This is a genomic window from Paenibacillus sp. PsM32, assembly GCF_030433815.1.
In the GTDB taxonomy this organism is placed as follows: domain Bacteria; phylum Bacillota; class Bacilli; order Paenibacillales; family Paenibacillaceae; genus Saccharibacillus; species Saccharibacillus kyungheensis.
Genome location: NZ_JARUWY010000019.1, coordinates 1 through 20,360, shown reverse-complemented (window position 1 = coordinate 20,360; position 20,360 = coordinate 1). Strand labels below are relative to the sequence as shown.

At 39.3% G+C, this 20,360-nt stretch carries 17 protein-coding genes and 1 other RNA gene; 15 read left to right on the top strand and 3 right to left on the bottom strand.

Annotation, left to right across the window (positions count from 1 at the left end; genetic code table 11):
• Positions 1-148 precede the first annotated feature (148 nt).
• The gene (locus tag QCD85_RS22240; RefSeq protein ID WP_301263902.1) at positions 149-2,173 is read left to right on the top strand and encodes a putative bifunctional diguanylate cyclase/phosphodiesterase; all 2,025 of its coding nucleotides are present in this window, start codon (positions 149-151) and stop codon (positions 2,171-2,173) included.
• Between the two features lie 32 nt (positions 2,174-2,205).
• On the opposite strand, the gene QCD85_RS22235 is transcribed toward QCD85_RS22240, so the two are convergent.
• A complete protein-coding gene (locus QCD85_RS22235; RefSeq protein ID WP_274171307.1) occupies positions 2,206-2,847 on the bottom strand; it encodes a DNA-3-methyladenine glycosylase in 642 nt (213 codons plus the stop codon).
• 170 nt (positions 2,848-3,017) lie between these two features.
• Between QCD85_RS22235 and speE the strand changes: the two genes are divergently transcribed.
• Positions 3,018-3,848, top strand: a complete 831-nt coding sequence (speE, locus tag QCD85_RS22230) for a polyamine aminopropyltransferase (RefSeq protein ID WP_301263901.1) — start codon at positions 3,018-3,020, stop codon at positions 3,846-3,848.
• A 161-nt stretch (positions 3,849-4,009) separates the two neighbouring features.
• A complete protein-coding gene (locus QCD85_RS22225; protein ID WP_301263900.1) occupies positions 4,010-5,215 on the top strand; it encodes a WD40/YVTN/BNR-like repeat-containing protein in 1,206 nt (401 codons plus the stop codon).
• Between the two features lie 70 nt (positions 5,216-5,285).
• On the opposite strand, the gene QCD85_RS22220 is transcribed toward QCD85_RS22225, so the two are convergent.
• Both QCD85_RS22220 and QCD85_RS22215 read right to left on the bottom strand, forming a co-directional pair.
• Positions 5,286-6,365: a DUF418 domain-containing protein gene (locus tag QCD85_RS22220; protein ID WP_301263899.1), complete on the bottom strand. Its 1,080-nt coding sequence runs from the start codon at positions 6,363-6,365 to the stop codon at positions 5,286-5,288.
• A gap of 2 nt (positions 6,366-6,367) precedes the next feature.
• The gene (locus QCD85_RS22215) at positions 6,368-6,946 is read right to left on the bottom strand and encodes a TetR/AcrR family transcriptional regulator (protein ID WP_301263898.1); all 579 of its coding nucleotides are present in this window, start codon (positions 6,944-6,946) and stop codon (positions 6,368-6,370) included.
• Between the two features lie 272 nt (positions 6,947-7,218).
• Between QCD85_RS22215 and QCD85_RS22210 the strand changes: the two genes are divergently transcribed.
• The 12 genes from QCD85_RS22210 to recR all read left to right on the top strand — a co-directional run bounded on the left by QCD85_RS22210 (position 7,219) and on the right by recR (position 20,034).
• Positions 7,219-7,656, top strand: coding sequence for a DUF1934 domain-containing protein (locus QCD85_RS22210; protein ID WP_274171302.1), 438 nt, complete (start codon positions 7,219-7,221; stop codon positions 7,654-7,656).
• A 30-nt stretch (positions 7,657-7,686) separates the two neighbouring features.
• Complete coding sequence (argS, locus tag QCD85_RS22205; RefSeq protein WP_273614363.1) at positions 7,687-9,366, top strand: arginine--tRNA ligase; 1,680 nt, start codon at positions 7,687-7,689, stop codon at positions 9,364-9,366.
• A 183-nt stretch (positions 9,367-9,549) separates the two neighbouring features.
• Positions 9,550-10,095, top strand: coding sequence for a DNA-directed RNA polymerase subunit delta (gene rpoE, locus QCD85_RS22200; RefSeq protein ID WP_273614364.1), 546 nt, complete (start codon positions 9,550-9,552; stop codon positions 10,093-10,095).
• 275 nt (positions 10,096-10,370) lie between these two features.
• Positions 10,371-11,972: a CTP synthase gene (locus tag QCD85_RS22195; RefSeq protein WP_204827335.1), complete on the top strand. Its 1,602-nt coding sequence runs from the start codon at positions 10,371-10,373 to the stop codon at positions 11,970-11,972.
• A 366-nt stretch (positions 11,973-12,338) separates the two neighbouring features.
• Positions 12,339-12,725 carry a response regulator gene (locus QCD85_RS22190; RefSeq protein WP_273614365.1) on the top strand — a complete coding sequence of 129 codons (387 nt, stop codon included), beginning with the start codon at positions 12,339-12,341 and terminating at the stop codon, positions 12,723-12,725.
• Positions 12,726-12,877: 152 nt separating this feature from the next.
• Positions 12,878-13,732 (top strand): class II fructose-1,6-bisphosphate aldolase, encoded by an 855-nt coding sequence (fba, locus tag QCD85_RS22185; RefSeq protein ID WP_204827334.1) that lies wholly within the window; start codon positions 12,878-12,880, stop codon positions 13,730-13,732.
• 144 nt (positions 13,733-13,876) lie between these two features.
• Positions 13,877-15,136, top strand: coding sequence for a UDP-N-acetylglucosamine 1-carboxyvinyltransferase (locus QCD85_RS22180; RefSeq protein ID WP_273614366.1), 1,260 nt, complete (start codon positions 13,877-13,879; stop codon positions 15,134-15,136).
• Positions 15,137-15,382: 246 nt separating this feature from the next.
• Positions 15,383-16,741: a transcription termination factor Rho gene (gene rho / locus QCD85_RS22175; RefSeq protein ID WP_273614367.1), complete on the top strand. Its 1,359-nt coding sequence runs from the start codon at positions 15,383-15,385 to the stop codon at positions 16,739-16,741.
• Between the two features lie 127 nt (positions 16,742-16,868).
• Positions 16,869-17,135: signal recognition particle sRNA large type (gene ffs, locus QCD85_RS22170), an RNA gene on the top strand.
• A 144-nt stretch (positions 17,136-17,279) separates the two neighbouring features.
• The gene (gene dnaX, locus QCD85_RS22165; RefSeq protein ID WP_301263897.1) at positions 17,280-19,031 is read left to right on the top strand and encodes a DNA polymerase III subunit gamma/tau; all 1,752 of its coding nucleotides are present in this window, start codon (positions 17,280-17,282) and stop codon (positions 19,029-19,031) included.
• 43 nt (positions 19,032-19,074) lie between these two features.
• Positions 19,075-19,386, top strand: a complete 312-nt coding sequence (locus QCD85_RS22160) for a YbaB/EbfC family nucleoid-associated protein (RefSeq protein ID WP_069328593.1) — start codon at positions 19,075-19,077, stop codon at positions 19,384-19,386.
• 51 nt (positions 19,387-19,437) lie between these two features.
• Positions 19,438-20,034, top strand: coding sequence for a recombination mediator RecR (recR, locus tag QCD85_RS22155; protein WP_273614369.1), 597 nt, complete (start codon positions 19,438-19,440; stop codon positions 20,032-20,034).
• Positions 20,035-20,360: the final 326 nt, after the last annotated feature.

Here is a 20,360-nt window from a genome sequence, read left to right as displayed (position 1 = left end):
ATCTTTTTATTAACAAATAGATGGTATGATTCGTAACAGAATCTGCCATCTATTTTTTTAAAATAAAAATTGGGATAATTTACTATAACTAAAACAAGGAAAATAACCGTTTTATATAAGTAGAGAGTCGTTTGAAAGGAGGATGAGTATGGAACATATGGATATTCATTATAATACTGAAATTGTAGTACTATCATTAATCATTTCGATATTCGCTTCTTATTTAGCGCTTAATCTGGCAAATAAAGTCTCTCAATCGAGAGGTACGCATAAAATTATATGGTTGAGTTCAGGTTCTTTTGTCATGGGTGGCGGAATCTGGGCTATGCATTTTGTAGGCATGTTGGCTTTTCATACAGGTGTAAATATTCGTTATGATGTTGGAACTACATTTTTATCTGCTTTTGCCAGCATCACTGCTTCGTTGATTGCCTTTTATGTAACTTTAGATTCAGTAATGCGCTTATGGAAAGTAGCTGTCGGTGGAGCAGCGATGGGCATAGGAATCGTAACGATGCATTACACCGGTATGGCGGCGATGCAGATGGATGCAGATATTACGTATAATCCTTTTTATTTGATGCTATCTGTACTTGTAGCTTTGGGAGCTTCTTATGCTGCTTTATTTTTATTTCGGCGTTTTCGTAGTCGACCTAATTTTAGTCTGTGGAAATTGTATAGCGCGATCGTAATGGGTTTTGCTATATCAGGTATGCATTATACAGGTATGGCGGCAGCGCAATTTCATTATACTCATACGGCTTCCACTGATGAGTCAATGAAAGGGCAACTGTTTTTGATTACAGGAGTAGCCGTAGTGACTTTTTTGATTTTGGCGATTTCGTGGGCAGCGATTTTTGTAGAACGTCATATTTTGGAACGGATGGCTTACAGTGATCCTTTAACCGGATTGCCTAATCGTCATGGCTTACAACGTTATTTTGAAAAAGAATTTAAACTGCAAAAAGAAGGCGCAGTTTTATTTCTAGACTTGGATCGCTTCAAATCGATTAATGATACACTCGGGCATGATATTGGGGATGAATTATTAGTACAGGTAGCCCAAAGGCTTAAAGTTTGTATGGTGGATCAAGGGATTGTGTTTCGCTTGGGTGGTGATGAATTTTTGATTGCGACTAGCAAAGGAATTACCCAAGATATTGAACAACTTGCAGAGCATATTCTAGATGTTGTTAAAAAACCATATCAATTGGGCGGTATTGAATTATTTATAACTGTAAGTATAGGCATTGCTCTAGTACCTCAACATGGATATGAACGTTCTTTTTTAATGCGTGCAGCCGATACAGCGATGTATGTATCCAAAAATTCAGGCAAAAACAAATACAGTATCTTTAGTGAAGATATGAATCGTCGTCAGATTCGGAGAATGGAGCTTGAAAATGATCTGCGGCGAGCTTTTGAAAGTAACCAGCTTTTTATTGTTTATCAGCCGAAATGGGATTCAAAGAATAATCGTCTGACAGGAATGGAAGCATTATTACGTTGGAACCATCCAGAATTAGGTATGGTATCTCCGGCTGAATTTATCCCTGTAGCAGAAGAAACAGGCTTGATTATGCCTATTACGCATTGGATGTTAGAAGAAACCTGTCAACAGAACTTGATCTGGCAAAAACAGCATCATATCTACGTACCTATTTCAGTTAATATGTCCGCGCGTATGTTCGAATGTCCTGGATTTGCAAATCGGGTAGAACAAATCATTGCTGAAACAGGTATCGAAGCTCGCTATTTGGAATTGGAGATCACAGAATCGATTGCGATGGATGGTATCGAAGGAACGGTAGAACAGTTGCAGTATATTCAACAACTTGGAGTAAAAATTTCTTTAGATGATTTTGGAACAGGATATTCATCATTAGGTATTTTGGATGAACTTCCGATAGATATTCTCAAAATCGATCAGATTTTTATTCGCAAAAGCGATATCGCTTCCAAGCAAGCTATTATTAGCACCATTGTAGCGATCGCTGATAATCTCAATTTAGATTTAGTGGCAGAAGGGGTAGAGACCCAAGCTCAAGTCGAATTTTTACAATCTAAAGGTTGTTATGTGATACAAGGGTATTATTATGGCCGACCGATGACCATTTCACAGATGGATCAATGGATACAGTCGATAGACAAAAAGATGTCGCTAGCAGAGTAACTATTCTGCATGAAGCGACATCTTTTTTTGTATTAAGAGTCCAATAATAGTGAAGTGGGCGTCGAATTTTTGGCAGAGACATAGAGATGATCTTTGATATAAAAGCGCCACGGCTTGCTTGCATATTCTTCGGCATAATCAATATTAATACGTGGGCCACATTCAATTTCAAATGGATGTTGCTCTAAATCAGGCGACTGTTCTAAGCGAAGCAGACCCCCACTAGCTAACAGATTCAGACCATTTAAAGACTTATCAATCGCTAATGCCTGACAGAGCTTTCCTGGCCCATTTGATAAATTCCGAATCCGACGTGAATCGGTCGGTCTTAATTGCAGCATCAATTGTTCGTCTCGCGTCGATACAGGTTCTACCGCACGAATCAATACCGCTTGCGGATCATCTACATCACCAGTAACTACATTTACACAATGATACATACCGTAAATGAGATACACATACGAAGTACCTCCTTGTCTAAACATCATTTCTGTACGAGCAGTACGCCGATTACCGTAAGCATGACTGCCTTTATCTTCAGCGCCCCCATAGCTCTCTGTCTCGATGATCCGACAACGTATTTCACCTGCTGGCGTAATCCGGCTAATGATTTGACCGAGTAGACGTGGAGCCGCATCAAGTGCCTTCATTTGGACAATGTCTGAGATGTTCATCGAATCGACTCCTTTTTCAAATGTAAGATATTTTGGCAACGTATCCTTTTGTACAAATCGGTTTAAAGTTCCTTTTGCAGTCTAGGGTTATATCGCGTATAATGCGAAATGAATGTGGTAACATCGACCTTTCCAATTCCGATAAATATATGCGAAAGAAGGTAATAAATATGGAATTATGGTACACCGAAAAACAAACGCCGGTATTCGGCATTACAGCTAAAATTCGTGAGACACTGGTAACTGAAAAAACAGAATTTCAAGATTTAGCGATGATCGATACAGAAGAATTCGGACGCATGCTTGTACTAGACGGCATGGTAATGACTACAGTTAAAGATGAATTCGTTTATCACGAAATGGTCGCTCACCCTGCATTAAACACACACCCTAATCCTAAACACGTATTAGTTGTAGGTGGTGGCGATGGTGGTGTTATTCGTGAAGTCTTGAAGCACCCTGAAGTGGAAAAAGCGGTATTGGTTGAAATCGATGGTAAAGTGATCGAATATTCCAAAAAATACCTACCAGAAATCGCTGGAGAACTCGACAACCCGCGTGTTGAAGTATTGGTGAATGATGGTTATATGCACATTATCGAAAGCAAAAATAAATATGATGTTATTATGGTTGATTCTACAGAACCTGTAGGACCTGCTGCGCCACTATTTGAGCGTGGATTCTATCAAGGTATCTATGAAGCACTTAAAGAAGATGGTATCTTTGTAGCGCAAACAGACAACCCTTGGTTCAAAGCAGATCTTATTCAACAAGTAAACAAAGATGTTAAAGAAATCTTCCCGATCGTACATGTATATGGTGCGAATATTCCAACATACCCAAGTGGTCTATGGACATTTACAATGGGTAGCAAAGTACATGATCCACTTCAAGTCGACGAGACAGCGATTCCTGAAATGGAAAGCAACAAATATTATACACCACGTCTACACAAAGCAGCATTTGTGTTGCCTAAATTTGTAGAAGACCTTTGCAAATAAGGATTATAGATTGTACGTATTTATAAGTTGATTAAGAAGATCTGTATCCTCTTTTATATAATATAGAAGAAGACAGGTCTTCTTTTTGTATGATTAAGGTTAATACTATAGTACATAGACTAATATTCCATGTATGTAACATATTCTAGGAGGCTGAATATATGAAGATGAAAGATAATCGTTTTCAATATGGATCGTATCCATCACTTAGTATTATGATGGCATTTGTATTGTTGTTAGGAATGGTTGGATGGAGTGGAACACCTGCATCTGCGGCAACGTCTAAAGTATGCGATGTGAATGGAACTACGCTGCAATCTCAATTGGAACAAGGACGTTCATCTAGTATCCAAGAAGATATTCATTTTACCGATACCGACTTTTTGAGTCAGACGACAGGGCGAGTAGCAGGCAATGGATTTTTGATCGGTACTTCTGACGGTGGATGTCACTGGCAGAAGATTTATACAGGTACATGGCAGTTTAGTCAGATTGAATTTACAAGTAATACCCAAGGCTGGGCTCTGGCAAGTGCTGCTTCTGGACAAAAACCTGTCTTTTTAACGACAACCGATGGCGGTACGACTTGGAAAAAGCCATATAACGGAAATCTTCGCTTTACCAAAATCGATAAAAAGTCTGGAAGTACTGGATTTGCATATACCACATCAGGTGTATACAAAACGATTAATGGTGGAGCCGCATGGACAGCGATCCCTACACCGACTAATACACGCGGTGGTTATTTCCAGGATAGCAACACAGGATGGGTAGTCAAAACAGTATCCGGTAGCAATAGTGGATACCGTATTATGCAAACGATTGATGGCGGAAACAAATGGACAACTTCGCTTAGTGTAGGTTCGCTTGAAGTATCTGGCGGCGAAATTTATGCTAGTGGCAAGCAAGTATGGGCAATCTTATACAGTGGATCAGGGATGTCTCAAGTATCGTATTCGGTCTATGCCAGTGCAGATAGTGGCACAAGCTGGCGTCAAGTGTTCGGACAATCGACAGCAGGTGGCGGTAAAGCACCGGGTACAGGCGCTTTAGGTAATGGTGAAGGCCCTGCTCAGCCAGGTGGACAACCAGGTAATATGCAATTTGTAGGTAACACAATAGCGTATCTTGCAGGTGGATCACCAGCAGGTGGTAAAGTAGCTGTCGGAAGATCGCTAGACAGCGGCAAAACGTGGAAAAATATGCCGGCTACAATTGACGGTAGCAGTGCTAACATTTCATTTTTAAGTCAAAATGTAGGTTATCTTGCTGTTACCGATTCTTTAACACCATCGATCTATATGACCAAAGATGGCGGTAAAACATGGTCTGCTACATTAAAATTTACAGCAAAAGATAATAATTAATATAACCAAAAGCAATCTGTCTTTTTAGATAGGTTGCTTTTGGCTTTTATCTACTTCGTTGTGATGGAGTTTAGCAACATTTACGCATAATGAATTCGATAGGACCTCGATCTACTCGTTTACGCCAAAAGGAAGAAAAGATCAGCGCAACTACAAAATACAAAAGTGCATAACATGTAGAAAACACTACATTTTTATTTTCTAAGTATCCAATCAATTGCAAAAATTCTAACCCTATCAAAATATGCCCGATATAATGTGTAAGAGAAAGTTGCCCTGTAGCGATTAAGTTTCTTGTTAACCAGAAATGACTCGTTTTATCAACAATATAAAAACAAGCAGTCAATACACATAAAGCTGAACAGGTGGCAGAACAAATATATAGGGTAGTAGGTGGCATAGGCTTGGTAGTGAATAAGTAGGTGGCTGATTCATAATCTAACCATGGAGACGAAAAGCGAATACATAGATACGAAATGATCTCAAATATAAAAGTACCTGTTAACGATACAATGAATATCTTTTTGCGATACTGCGGAGAAGTCCAATCTTTACGTCCCAACCACATACCGATTAGAAAAAAGCTGAACCATGGAAAAAGAGGATGAAATCCATTTAAAAATAGATTGCGCAAAAATCCTTGGAGCGTCCAGAAATCTACATATTCATGAAAAGAAGAATCCCAGCCTTTACCATAATTAAAAACGATTAGAAATAACTGCGAACTCACTAAAATCAGAATAGTTAATCGTACTAGTAGACGATCTGAAGCCGTAATAAGTAACGAACCCAAAATCATAAATACAGCATAATAATGCAATATATCTGCATTCCAACCTACAAGCAGTAATACGAATCCAGCAATCAATAAAAATAATGAGCGGTAGTACAATTGTTGGCGATTTTTACGTATTAGTGTAGGCTCCTTAGATATTCTGGCTCGACGTGTCATTAAAGAAATGCCAAACCCTGCTAAGATCACAAATAACGCAGAGGCTCTCCCTTCAAAGATTCCTGTAAATAAGTTGAGCCATGCTAAATGACTCTGAGTGGCTTCCATCGCTATTTTGTAGTTAACAATAATCATACCCAAAATCGCCAGTGCTCTTGCATAATCTAGAGCTACAATACGAGAAAGCCTAGTATTCATGTTTAATCTCCTTTGATCATAGTCTGAACCGTTTTAGTCCAAATATCCTCGTATCTGTAATGGAATCCATAGCCTACAAAGTTGTCCATACCATCAATAATCATAGTGAGCGTTTGAGCGGCTAGAGAAAGATCTTGGGTATGAACAACTTCGCAAGAAGCCCCGTATTGCAGTAACTTTTCAAAACCCGTCTGAAATCCTTCCAAAATATTTATCAATGTCTGAGCATAATGCACTTCCCGATAACCGAGTGCTTGGTACTGATTCATAATTCGAGCATAATATTCGTCTGTCTGTTGAGCAGCTAAGATTTTTAATCCATCATTTATAAACTGTTGCTCAAAATTTTGCTTGGTATAGCTGGTAATATCAAAAAAATATTCAAATCTAATACTCTGGCAAATTTCATTAAATAAAGCGTCAATAATAGAATTTTTAGAGGGGAAATGATAATAAAGAGCAGGTTTGGTCATTTTCAATTCCTTGCTGATCATAGACATACTGGTTTTATCAAAACCATGTTCAGCAAATAAACGATACGCAATTTCTAAAATGTCTGCATAAGTCGACTTTTTAACCATAGTGATATCATGACTCCTTTTATTTTACTTACCGGTAGGTAAAATTAGTTTATAACAAAAGAAATTAAATTTCAATCGCTAATTATTAAACTATTCATTGAGATAACAAAATACGCATTTGGCTATAAAAACGGATTTTTTTGCTCAGAATCTCTACGTACGGTTCAATATAATGGTACAATAGAAAAGATTGAGCTTATTGAATTAATCGTGAAAATGTTCTATATTCAACAAGCTAACATGGCGCATCATCAAAAATGGAGCTGGATCTTATGACTGAATTCAATCAGGTACAATTGACATTGCAGAGCGATCAAGATGGAGAGCTAAGCACAACTCAATTTATCGGGCAGGCTTTTCAAAAAGGCAGCAGTTTATATATTCGTTACACCGAATCCGCAGATACTCTTCAGCAGGAAGTTCGTACTGTCGTGAAGATCGATGATCATGAAGTGAAAATTATGAGACGTGGTGCTGTAGAATCGGATCAGACTTTTCGTCAAGAAGAGCGATTGCCGGGTTCGTACCGTTCACCGTTTACGACATTTACACTTTTGACACACACTACACAATTGACACAAGCGCTAGATGGACATCTTGGACGTGTAAACTGGGAATACGAATTGTATGTGCACGAAGAGCTTACAGGGACATTTAAGATCAGTTTACATATACAGGCATTGGATACACATGAAGTAGCAGAAATGTGAGCCATGCGAACACAGGAGGAGCAGTAGAAGATGACACGTAATCCATTGGAACAAAGTCGCAGTGCAGTAAAAGAAGCTGTGCATGCAGCGGTAATCGCAGCGAATATTGTAAGCAGTGAAGAAGTACCAGAAGTGGTGCTTGAAGTACCCAAAGACAAAGCGCACGGAGACTTAGCAACCAATATTGCAATGCAATTAACTCGAATCGCTAAAAAGAATCCTCGTCAGATCGCAGAAGATATTATCGCTAATCTTGATCTTCAACAAGGCGATATTGAACATGCAGAGATCGCAGGACCAGGATTTATCAATTTCACGTTGAACAAAAGTTATCTGTATCCAGTTATTCAAGTGGTAGCAGAGCAAGGTGAAAATTATGGTCGTATTGAGCATGGCAAAGGGGAAAAAGTAGAAGTTGAGTTTGTCAGTGCTAACCCAACAGGAAGTCTACATTTAGGGCATGCTCGTGGAGCTGCTTTTGGCGACGCATTGTGTAATATTTTTGACTTTGCAGGCTATCAAGTAACCCGTGAATATTATATTAACGATGCTGGTAATCAAGTATCGAATTTAAGTAGCTCTATTGAAGCACGTTATTTGCAAGAGCTAGGTCAAGATGCAGCTATGCCAGAAGATGGTTATCATGGCGCAGATATCAAAGGATTTGCCAAAGAGTTAGTAGAGCAAGAAGGCGACCGCCTACTATCCCAATCACCAGGTGAACGTGCTGCCTTTTTCCGTCAATATGGTCTGGAAAAAGAATTGCAAAAAATCCAACGTGATCTAGAAGCGTTCCGTGTGAAGTTTGATATCTGGTTCAGTGAGACATCTCTTTATGAGACAGGTCAAGTACTGGATGCATTAGACGAGCTACGCGAGCGTGGAGAAGTCTACGAACTTGATGGTGCAACATGGCTTCGTACAACTGCTTATGGTGACGATAAAGACCGTGTATTGATCAAAAATGATGGAACGTATACGTATTTGACACCGGATATCGCTTATCACAAAGACAAATACGGTCGTGGTTACGATAAAATGATCAATATTTGGGGTGCTGATCATCATGGATATATTCCACGGATGAAAGCAGCGATGCAAGGATTAGGTAACGATCCTGAGAAATTAGTCGTATTGATTGCACAAATGGTAAGTCTGTTCCAAGATGGCGAAAAAGTTAAAATGTCCAAGCGTACAGGTAAAGCGGTAACGATGGAAGACTTGATGGCAGAAGTAGGCGTAGATGCTATTCGTTACTTCTTCACAATGCGCAGTATCGATTCTCATCTTGATTTTGATATGGACTTAGCGATTTCAACATCAAATGAAAATCCTGTATTTTATGTTCAATATGCACATGCACGTATTTGTAGTATTTATCGTCAAGCAGAAGAGCAAGGTATTCAATTACCTCCATTGTCTGAGATTGATTACAGCTTGTTAACAAGTGAGCATGAGTACAATCTATTGCACAAAATGGGCGAATTGCCTCAAGAAATAGCTTTAGCTGCTGATAACTATGCTCCACATCGCTTGATTCGCTATGTATACGAGCTAGCATCTATGATGCATAGCTATTATAAAGCAGAGCGTACATTGACAGATAACGAAGCACAAACGGCTGCTCGTCTAGCTCTATTAGGCAGCGTTCGTACAGTTATCGTGAACGTACTTCGCCTTGTTGGAGTATCTGCTCCAGAACGTATGTAATCGTCAGATATTGTCGTAAATTTAGAACGTTATATCTCAAAACACGCAAAACTTCCGATTTTTTGTAAAAAACTTGATTTTTGCTGATAAATAGGTTTTACTTAACTCAGCATTTTGCATTTTTTGTGCGAAAAAACGTGAATAATAAAGCGTGAAAATGGATCCGAGAGGAAGTGTCCGTAAGTGAGTACACCGCAAGAATTAAAAATCGATCCGGAAAAGGTACACGAAATTCCGATGGTAGATTTGGCTGTTGCTATTTTGAAAAAAATCAATACGCCTCTATATTACCGTGACCTTATGAAGGAAGTTGCAGAACTACGTGGCTTTACTAAAGAACAAACTGATGAGTATATCGCTCAACTATATACTGAAATTAATGTAGATGGACGTTTTGCATGTGTAGGTACTAACCTATGGGGTCTTAAACGTTGGTATCCGCTTGAGCGTGCAGAAGATCCAATCGCGAATGCGAAGCGCCCTCGTATCATCAACGATGAAGAAGATGATGATATCGAAGACGAAGAATTCAACAACGAAGATGTTGTTGATGCAGATGAAACAGAAGATGAGAACTACGATGCAGTAGACGAAGATTCTGATGATATCTTTGTTGACGGCGAAGATGACGATGAAGACAAAGCTGATCTTGTTATCGACGACGAAGATGACGATGACGACGATGAAGACGAAGATGAAGAATATGTAGAAGAAGACAATAAAGAGTAATCTTGATTAAAGAACGATGAAAGTCTGCCTGTTTTGGGCAGGCTTTTTTTCTTGCGGATATGTCTTGACATGGTACAAAGATACAGAGTAAACTATTGCTTGGGCTTATCATTTAAACCTATAACTAAACGTATACGCATTTTCTCAAATGCTGTAATAAATAAAAGTGCCCCGTAGCTACGGGTGTCACTTTTTTTGTTTTTTATAAGGAAAAGGGGCTGTGTAACCCCCCATATATCGCCGGAATTTCTGGAAAATAATTAGGAGGTCATACAGTGGCAAAGTATATTTTTGTAACAGGCGGAGTTGTATCTTCACTCGGCAAAGGGATTACAGCAGCATCACTTGGTAGATTGTTAAAGAACAGAGGTTTGAAAGTAACGATTCAAAAGTTTGACCCGTACATCAATATCGATCCAGGTACGATGAGCCCTTATCAACATGGCGAAGTATTCGTAACAGATGATGGCGCAGAGACAGATCTAGATCTTGGACATTACGAGCGTTTTATCGATATTAACTTGTCCAAAAATAGTAACGTAACAACAGGTAAAGTATATTCCTCCGTAATTAGCAAAGAACGTCGTGGTGAATATTTGGGTGGAACAGTACAGGTTATCCCACATATTACAAATGAAATTAAAGAGCGTGTATTCCGTGCAGGTCGCGAATCTGGTTCTGATATTGTTATAACCGAAATCGGTGGTACTGTTGGTGATATCGAAAGCCTTCCGTTCCTTGAAGCGATTCGTCAGATCAAAAGCGATGTAGGCCGCGAAAATGTAATGTATATTCATGTTACCTTGATTCCTTATATCAAAGCAGCAGGTGAAGTAAAAACAAAACCGACTCAACATAGCGTTAAAGAATTACGCAGTATCGGTATTCAACCTAACGTGATTGTATGTCGTACAGAATATGAATTATCTGAAGATATGAAAGCCAAAATTGCATTGTTCTGTGATATTGATGCAAATGCAGTTGTAGAATGTCGTGATGCTTCTTCTCTTTATGAAGTACCACTTAATTTACGTGATGAAGGTCTAGACGAGATCGTTGTTAATCATCTCAAACTAGATACTCCTCAACCGGATATGACAGAATGGGAAAGCCTTCTTAATCGTATCAAAAACTTGGAAAAAACAGTTGAGATCGCGATTGTTGGTAAATATGTAGCTTTACATGATGCTTACTTGAGTGTGGTTGAATCGTTGTCACATGCAGGATATCATGCAAATGCTGACGTGAAATTACGCTGGGTTAATGCAGAAGAAATCACTGACGAGAACGTACACGAATTGCTTGGTGGTGTAGGTGGTATTCTGGTTCCAGGTGGATTCGGTGATCGTGGTATTGAAGGTAAAATCAGTGCAATTCGTTATTCACGCGAACGTAGCATTCCTTACTTTGGTATTTGCTTGGGTATGCAAGTATCGGTTATCGAATATGCTCGTGCTTTTGCAGGATTAGAAGGAGCGAATAGTTCTGAGATTAATCCAGCTACTCCTTATCCGGTGATCGATTTATTGCCAGAGCAAAAAGATATTGAAGATCTAGGCGGCACTATGCGTCTTGGCTTATATCCTTGTAAATTGCAACCAGGTTCACTGGCGATGGAATGTTATGGAGAAGAATTGGTATATGAACGTCACCGTCATCGGTACGAGTTCAACAATCAATACCGTGAACAAATTGAACAAATGGGTATGAAAATCTCTGGTACTTCTCCAGATGGTAGACTGGTAGAGATCGTAGAAGTTCCTGAACATCCGTGGTTCTTAGCAGTACAATTCCATCCAGAATTTACTTCTCGTCCGAACCGTCCACAACCGTTATTCCGTGAATTTGTCAAAGCTTCTATTAAGCATCAAGGTTAATATATACTAGATCGATAACAGGCGATTTCTTTCTCACTATAGAGGAAGAAATCGTCTTTTTTTTGCAATACATTAAAGTGACATATTTTTATATTCTCTTCTATACGATGCACCGTTTATAATTAATAGAAGAAAAGAGTAATTATAAATAATGGTTATTATTAGAAAGTAAACCTAAATTTTGTTGGGACAAATTTGTAGAATAAGCAGGAATTTCGCAAGTCAGAGCGAATTTGTATATTATGTTATACAACATAAACTTTGACATCTATCTAACAACCGTTTAAATTGTGTGTTCGTCATCATTCTAATTAAGAAAAAAATCACAGCATAATACTTTAGCAGCGATGAAGGGAAGGATGACAAGTGGAACAAAAGAAAATACTTATCGTAGACGATCAAAATGGAATTCGAATTTTACTGATGGAGCTTTTTGGAAATGAAGGATATCAGATGTATCAAGCAGCTAACGGTAAAGCAGCGCTTGAAGTGGTAGAGAAAGATAACCCGGATCTTGTTCTTCTAGATATGAAAATTCCAGGTATGGATGGACTGGAAATTTTGAAGCATATCAAATCTACCCATCCTCATATTAAAGTGATTATGATGACAGCTTATGGAGAATTGGACATCATCAAACAAGCCAAAGATCTAGGGGCGATCAGCCATTTTACCAAGCCATTTGATATTGATGAAATGAGAAATGTAGTAGATCAAAACCTAAGAGGTAATCAAGTGGATCAGCAAAAATAAAATCCTATCCTCTAAGATAGGTTTTTTGCTATGCAAAGACGCATAGCCCTTTTTAAATTGCTTGTTTAGTATTTGAAGTGGGTTGTGTTATAATAAGCAACGTATGCGAGTATCGGCTTACAAATACCATCATTCTCAAGGAGGATATCATTATGCCATTAGTATCTATGACAGACATGTTAAACAAAGCACTTGAAGGAAAGTATGCAGTTGGACAATACAACATCAATAACCTGGAGTGGACTCAAGCGATTCTGGGAGCAGCGGAAGAAGAAAAATCACCAGTAATCCTTGGTGTATCTGAAGGTGCTGCACGTCATATGGGCGGATTCACTACTGTTGTTAAAATGGTAGAAGGATTGCTTCATGACATGAAAATCACTGTTCCAGTTGCTATTCACTTGGATCATGGTTCAAGCTTTGACAAATGTAAAGAAGCGATCGACGCTGGATTTACATCTGTAATGATCGATGGATCTCACCATTCAATCGACGAAAATATCGAAATGACTAAAAAAGTAGTAGACTATGCACATGCTAAAGGTGTTTCTGTTGAAGCTGAAGTTGGTACTGTAGGCGGACAAGAAGATGACGTTATCGGTGGTATCATGTATGCTGATCTTAACGAATGTGTACGCATCGTTAAAGAAACAGGTATCGATACATTAGCTCCAGCATTGGGTTCTGTACATGGTCCTTACCACGGCGAGCCTAACTTAGGATTCAAAGAAATGGAAGAAGTGCGTGACGCAGTTCAAATTCCATTAGTATTGCACGGTGGTACTGGTATCCCTAAACACGATATCGACAAAGCAATCTCTTTGGGTACATCCAAAATCAACGTAAATACTGAGAACCAAATCGTATTTGCAAAAACAGTTCGTGAAGTACTTGCTGCTAAACCAGATGCTTACGATCCTCGTACATTTATTGCACCAGGTCGCGACGCTATCAAACAAACAGTTATCGGTAAAATCCGTGAGTTTGGAACAAGCAACAAAGCGTAATCATATTGTTTTTGTCAAAAACATTTTAAATAACAGATTGTGGGAAGCACACCGCCTAGTCGGTGTCTTTCCATTTTCATTACCAAAATTCAACATCACGTATCGTTTACCGGATGCAAAACACGTAGGGGGACATTAAGCTTTATGGAAAAATTAATGATTAGTGGCGGACGCCCGTTGCAGGGAACTGTAACGATCAGCGGTGCAAAAAATAGTGCCATTGCGCTTATTCCTGCGGCATTGCTTGCGGAATCGGAAGTCGTGTTGGATAACTTACCGCTATTAAGCGATGTAGCCGTTTATGCAGAAATTTTAGAAAATTTAGGAGCAAGTGTAAGCTGGCACGAAAGTGAAAACCAGATGCGCATTGATCCAAGTGACGTTCGATCAATTCCAATGCCCAATGGCCCTGTCAAAAAGCTAAGAGCTTCGTATTACATGATGGGTGCATTACTTGGACGTTTTGGAGAAGCAACGATCGGTTTACCGGGAGGATGTAATTTTGAACCTCGTCCAATCGATCAACATATCAAAGGATTTGAAGCGTTAGGTGCAACAGTAACAAATGAGCATGGTTCGATTCATTTATATGCTAAAGAATTACGTGGAGCTAAGATTTACTTGGACGTTGCTAGTGTAGGAGCAACGATTAACATTATGCTTGCGGCTGCAAGAGCCAAAGGGCATACTATTATTGAAAACGCGGCGAAAGAGCCTGAGATTATAGATGTAGCAACACTATTAAATGCTATGGGCGCAAGTATCAAAGGTGCAGGTACAGAGACTATTCGTATTGAAGGTGTCACTGAAATGCATGGCTGTAGACATTCTATTATTCCTGACCGTATTCAAGCAGGAACGTATATGGTAGCAGCAGCAGCGACTCGTGGTAATGTTTTAATTGATAATGTTATTCCTAAGCATTTGGAAGCTATTACTGCCAAATTATTAGAGATGGGCGTGCAAGTAGAAGAGTTAGATGAAGGTATCCGCGTGATGGGGAGACCTACGTATAACCATGTTGATGTAAAAGCATTAACGTATCCTGGATTTGCTACTGATTTGCAATCACCGATGACAAGTCTACTTACACAAGCTCAAGGTGTCAGTGTACTTAGCGATTTTGTGTATAGTAGCCGATTTAAGCATGTTCCTGAACTGGCGCGTATGGGCGCTAAGATCAAAGTAGAAGGTCGTTCTGCTATCATTGAAGGCGCACCACTTAATGCGGCCAAAGTCAAAGCGATGGACTTGCGTGCAGGAGCTGCGCTTGTTATTGCCGGCTTAACCGTGCCTGAAGGTATTACAGAAGTGTCTGGTGTTGAATTTATTGACCGTGGTTATGATCATTTGGTCGAGAATTTGCGTAATCTAGGCGCAGATGTGTGGAGAGAAATCGTCTAAATAGGTTATATCATCATATTTCAAGTCATCCCTCTGTTGGGGAGGAGAACTCTTTTGTATTTTTTATAAAATACATACCTCTTGAATATCTCCTCCCAAAATGGGTAATGCTATCCTATGAACAAATTTGAAAAATTCCACTCCTTTTACATGTAGTTTCTCAATCTTCCGAATAATAGTAGTTTTGTTTTAGTTTACTTATATTTGTCTCAACAATCTTGATAAAATTGAATAGGTGGTTATTTTATGGATTTACAAATTTCCGATTTGGAAGAAATGAAGCTGACTGATCTGTATAAGCTAGCCAAACAGTATCAGATTCCTTATTATGGACAGCTCAAGAAAAAAGAATTGATTTTTGCTATCTTGCGCGCACAAGCTGAAAAAAGTGGTTTGATGTTTATGCAAGGTGTACTTGAAATTTTACCTGAAGGTTACGGATTTTTACGACCGATTAATTATCTTCCCAGTCATGAAGATATCTATATTTCAGCCTCACAGATTCGTAAGTTCGATCTTCGTACAGGTGATTTAGTATCTGGTAAATGTAGAGCACCAAAAGAAAATGAACGTTACTTTGGATTACTTCAAGTCAATGCAGTCAATGGAACAAGCCCTGAACAAGCCGCAGAGCGTCTTCATTTCCCAGCATTAACTCCTCTTTATCCACAGGAAAAATTAGTATTAGAAACCGCTCAAAATAAACTATCAACTCGTATTATGGATGTTCTTGCACCGGTTGGACTAGGACAACGTGGTCTAATTGTTGCACCTCCCAAAGCAGGTAAAACATTGCTTCTTAAAGAGATTGCTAACAGCATCTCCACCAACAATCCTGAGATTGATTTGTTTGTATTATTAATTGATGAGCGTCCTGAGGAAGTAACAGATATGCAGCGTTCGGTCAAAGGTGAAGTAGTTGCTTCTACATTTGACGAATTGCCAGAAAATCATATTAAAGTAGCTGAATTGGTACTTGAACGCGCACTTCGTCTTGTAGAACACAAAAAAGACGTTGTTATTTTGTTAGATAGTATTACTCGTCTGGCACGTGCGTATAACCTGGTTATTCCACCATCTGGACGTACACTAAGTGGTGGTATAGATCCAGCAGCTTTCCATCGTCCGAAGCGTTTCTTTGGTGCTGCCCGTAATGTAGAAGAAGGCGGTAGTCTTACGATTCTGGCTACAGCTTTGATCGATACAGGTTCACGTATGGATGATATTATCTACGAAGAATTTAAAGGTACAGGTAATATGGAACTTCATTTGGATCGCAAATTGGCAGAACGCCGTATTTTCCCGGCAATCGATATTCGTCGTTCCGGTACACGTCGTGAAGAAGATTTGTTAGGTAAAGAAGAATTAGATACGATCTGGCATATTCGCAAAAATATGAACGAAACCCCTGACTTTGTTGATGGTTTCCTCAAAAAAATGCGCAATACAGAGACTAACAAAGAGTTCTTAGCATCTTTCGATACCGCTGAAGAAACAAATGCAAAAGGCAAAAGCAGCAGTGCTAAAAAGCCAGCAAATAGCAGTACTTCAAGCAGTCCTGGAAGACGTCCAACACGTTCCACTGCTTCAGCTTCAACCAAATAATATTCAGATTGCAATTTAGTAGCGTGTTACATTTGGAGCGCTATTTTATTGGATAAAAATGAATTTTTTGAAAACAATATATCTGTCCATTGCAATAGAAGCTTCTCTCGGTTATAATAATTTAATGCCGTGCTAGACGGGGAGGTAGCGGTGCCCTGTAACTCGCAATCCGCTGTAGCGAGGTTGAATTCCTGTTTTAGGTTTTGTCGATGTGAGGCTGGTATCTGAATACGGTGTTGACGGCTGGGTCCTTCGCAAAGGACGTCTGTGAATCTGGTCAGGTTCGGAAGAAAGCAGCCATAAGCAGTTTTGTTCTTGTGCCGAAGGAGTGCCTATCCTGAGTCGTGGTTCAGAAGAACCGCTTGGATCGCAATAATCAATGACAGGTGCACGGTATATTATAATTGTATGTAATAACACCTTTTGTCTTAGGACATCAGGTGTTTTTTGTTTGTTAAATAAGGTTACTGCTGTTTTGCTTGGCTCTAATCTATAGTATAATTAAGTGAAGTATTAAAAGAAGAAAGAGGGTAAGCAAGTGGAGCATATCGCACTTTATCGTGCTTGGCGACCACAGTCGTTTCAGGACATGGTTGGACAGCAGCATATTATTCAGACGCTGCAAAATGCCATTCGGGAAGAGCGTATTTCACATGCCTATCTGTTCAGTGGTCCCAGAGGAACAGGTAAAACGTCTGCTGCCAAAATTTTTGCAAAAGCGATTAACTGTGAACATGGGCCAGCTATAGAGCCGTGTAATGAATGTGAAACTTGCAAAAGGATCACATCAGGCAATATTATGGATGTGCTTGAGATTGATGCTGCATCCAACCGTGGTGTAGAAGAAATTCGTGATCTACGGGAAAAAGTTAAATACGCGCCTACTGAAGTACGACGCAAAGTATATATTATTGATGAAGTTCATATGTTAACAACAGAAGCATTTAATGCGTTGCTTAAGACGCTTGAAGAACCACCCGCTCATGTTGTTTTTATTTTAGCTACAACAGAACCTCATCGATTGCCAGCTACGATTATATCGCGTTGTCAACGTTTTGATTTTCGCCGTGTATCTTTGATTGAGCAGACCGATCGTCTTGCATTGATCGCAGGCGAAGAACAGATTGAAGCCGATCGTGACGCATTAGAATATATTGCTCGCCTATCAGATGGTGGGATGCGTGATGCAGTAAGTATTCTGGATCAAGTATCTGCTTTTACAGATGGCAAAGTAACATATACTCAAGTGTTGCAAATGACAGGTGGTATCGCTTCTGAACAGTTTGCTGAACTTGCTTCTGCTTTGTTACATGGTGATATCGCCAAAGTATTACAGATGGTAGAGTCATTTATGCAAGAAGGTAAAAGTGCAGAGAAGTGTATGGAGAACCTGCTTTATTATTTCCGGGATGTTTTAATGATTAAGATGATTCCACAAGCAGGTGATTTGACAGAGCGAATGCTGGATCCTGAGATTTTTCGAGAAACAGCGTCCGCATTTACAAAAGAACAATTGTTTGCCATGATTGATACGTTGAATCATTATCAGACTGAAATGAAGTATGCTGCTCAGCCTCAGATGTTATTTGAGGTCGCTTTACTAAAATTAGGCAGTATACCGAACAGTGGAGCCAATGGAAGTTCTACAGCAGATGTAGCTTCTTCCTCAAGTAGTCACGCACCCACAGATGCTTCAGAGATTCGACAACTCAAACAGCAATTAGCCCAATTAGAACAAAAGTTAGATAAAGCTTTGAAATCAGGAATAGCAGCGAGTAGCGAGGCGAGCGACCGTAATCAAACAGGTAGTTCAGGCAGACGCACTCCAACAGCAAGAGTATCTTCAGCCGCTAAGATTCCTTCTCAGATTCAGAGCTATGTAAGCAATCGCAATCATAGTGATTTTACAAAAGTATCTGGATCATGGGGCAAAATCCTACAACGGGTTAAAGAAGAGAAGGTGACAATTCACGCGTGGTTTGTGAACTGTGAACCTGTTTCGATTCATGAAGATGCCGTTTTAGTTGCTTTCAAACACGATATGCATCGGGAAACGATCGAAAAGTCTGTGAATAAGCAGATCGTAGAGTCTGTACTAGAAGAAGTTCTAGGAAGTTCTCACCGATTGGTCACTATGATGCAAAAAGATTGGTTAGAAGCGATAGAAGGAGCTCATGAAGATCCTGTAGAAGCACTAGAGCTAGAACACGAAGGTGAAAATGCCGGCGAACCGCTAGTAGACGAAGCGATTCAACTATTTGGCGAAAGCTTGGTTGTTGTCAAAGAATAGCTGTAATACAAAGACGTATACTTTAATTGAGGAGATGATCATAATGGGTAACATGAACCAAATGATGAAACAAGTTAAAAAAATGCAGGAACAAATGCTAAAAGCACAGGAAGAACTAGGTACTAAAACATTAGAAGGTAGCTCTGGTGGCGGTGTAGTTACAGTACAAGTCAATGGACACAAAAAAGTAACAGCAATTACGATCAAACCAGAAGCAGTAGATCCAGACGATGTAGAAATGCTACAAGATCTAGTAATCGCTGCTGTTAATGATGCTATGGGCAAAGCGGAAGAGCTTGCTAACAAAGATATGGGTAAATTTACAGGTGGCATGAATATTCCAGGCCTGTTCTAAAATAACGAATTGTCATCAACAAAATGACTGTTCTCAAAGGAGATCGCTGTATTGTATTATCCCGAACCGATTGCCAAACTGATAGAAGCCTTTACACACTTGCCGGGAGTCGGACCCAAAACAGCAGGGCGACTTGCTTTTCATGTGCTCCGTATGAAGGAAGACGACGTGATCGATTTTGCTAAGGCTCTGGTTAATGTAAAGCGTAATCTCCACTACTGTTCTGTATGTGGTAATATCACAGACACAGATCCATGTCAGATTTGTCAGGATAAGACGAGAGATGCCTCTGTTATTTGTGTTATACAGGAAGCCAAAGATCTAGTAGCGATGGAACGTACTAGAGAATTTGATGGATACTATCATGTGTTACATGGAGCAATTTCTCCTATTGAAGGTATTGGCCCTGATGATATCAAATTAAAAGAGCTGTTAAATCGTCTTAGCGATGAGCGTGTACAAGAAATCATTCTGGCAACTAACCCAAATATTGAAGGCGAAGCGACTGCTATGTATATTTCTCGGCTGGTCAAACCTTTCAATATCAAAGTCACAAGAATTGCTCATGGATTACCTGTAGGTGGAGATCTAGAATATGCGGATGAAGTTACATTATCCAAAGCATTAGAAGGACGCCGAGAATTGTAAGAGGTGGATGGATATCTCTTACGGATTAATAGACATATTTAAAAAGGCACAAAGCCCAGTATTAAAGGCTTTAGTGCCTTTTTATTTATAAATACAAAGCAAGTTAGCCACCAATAGATATCCATTCAATATCAATTGTAAAAACAGTTTAAATAAATAGTTGACGTTTATTAAATATTCGTGCTATATTAATCAACGGTCATTTTATTTCTGACACCAATGCTTAACAAAGCATTTTAATCTAAATATAAAGCTTCATCTTATAGAGCTAAAAAAAAGATTGAAAAAAAGTGTTGACGAAATGAAATGAGCATGATATATTATAA

Excerpts from the sequence above, each read along its gene's own strand:
- QCD85_RS22240 (WP_301263902.1), top strand. The coding sequence starts at position 149 with ATGGAACATATGGATATTCATTATAATACTGAAATTGTAGTACTATCA.
- QCD85_RS22235 (WP_274171307.1), bottom strand. The coding sequence starts at position 2,847 with ATGAACATCTCAGACATTGTCCAAATGAAGGCACTTGATGCGGCTCCA.
- speE (WP_301263901.1), top strand. The coding sequence starts at position 3,018 with ATGGAATTATGGTACACCGAAAAACAAACGCCGGTATTCGGCATTACA.
- QCD85_RS22225 (WP_301263900.1), top strand. The coding sequence starts at position 4,010 with ATGAAGATGAAAGATAATCGTTTTCAATATGGATCGTATCCATCACTT.
- QCD85_RS22220 (WP_301263899.1), bottom strand. The coding sequence starts at position 6,365 with ATGAATACTAGGCTTTCTCGTATTGTAGCTCTAGATTATGCAAGAGCA.
- QCD85_RS22215 (WP_301263898.1), bottom strand. The coding sequence starts at position 6,946 with ATGGTTAAAAAGTCGACTTATGCAGACATTTTAGAAATTGCGTATCGT.
- QCD85_RS22210 (WP_274171302.1), top strand. The coding sequence starts at position 7,219 with ATGACTGAATTCAATCAGGTACAATTGACATTGCAGAGCGATCAAGAT.
- argS (WP_273614363.1), top strand. The coding sequence starts at position 7,687 with ATGACACGTAATCCATTGGAACAAAGTCGCAGTGCAGTAAAAGAAGCT.
- fba (WP_204827334.1), top strand. The coding sequence starts at position 12,878 with ATGCCATTAGTATCTATGACAGACATGTTAAACAAAGCACTTGAAGGA.
- QCD85_RS22180 (WP_273614366.1), top strand. The coding sequence starts at position 13,877 with ATGGAAAAATTAATGATTAGTGGCGGACGCCCGTTGCAGGGAACTGTA.
- rho (WP_273614367.1), top strand. The coding sequence starts at position 15,383 with ATGGATTTACAAATTTCCGATTTGGAAGAAATGAAGCTGACTGATCTG.
- QCD85_RS22160 (WP_069328593.1), top strand. The coding sequence starts at position 19,075 with ATGGGTAACATGAACCAAATGATGAAACAAGTTAAAAAAATGCAGGAA.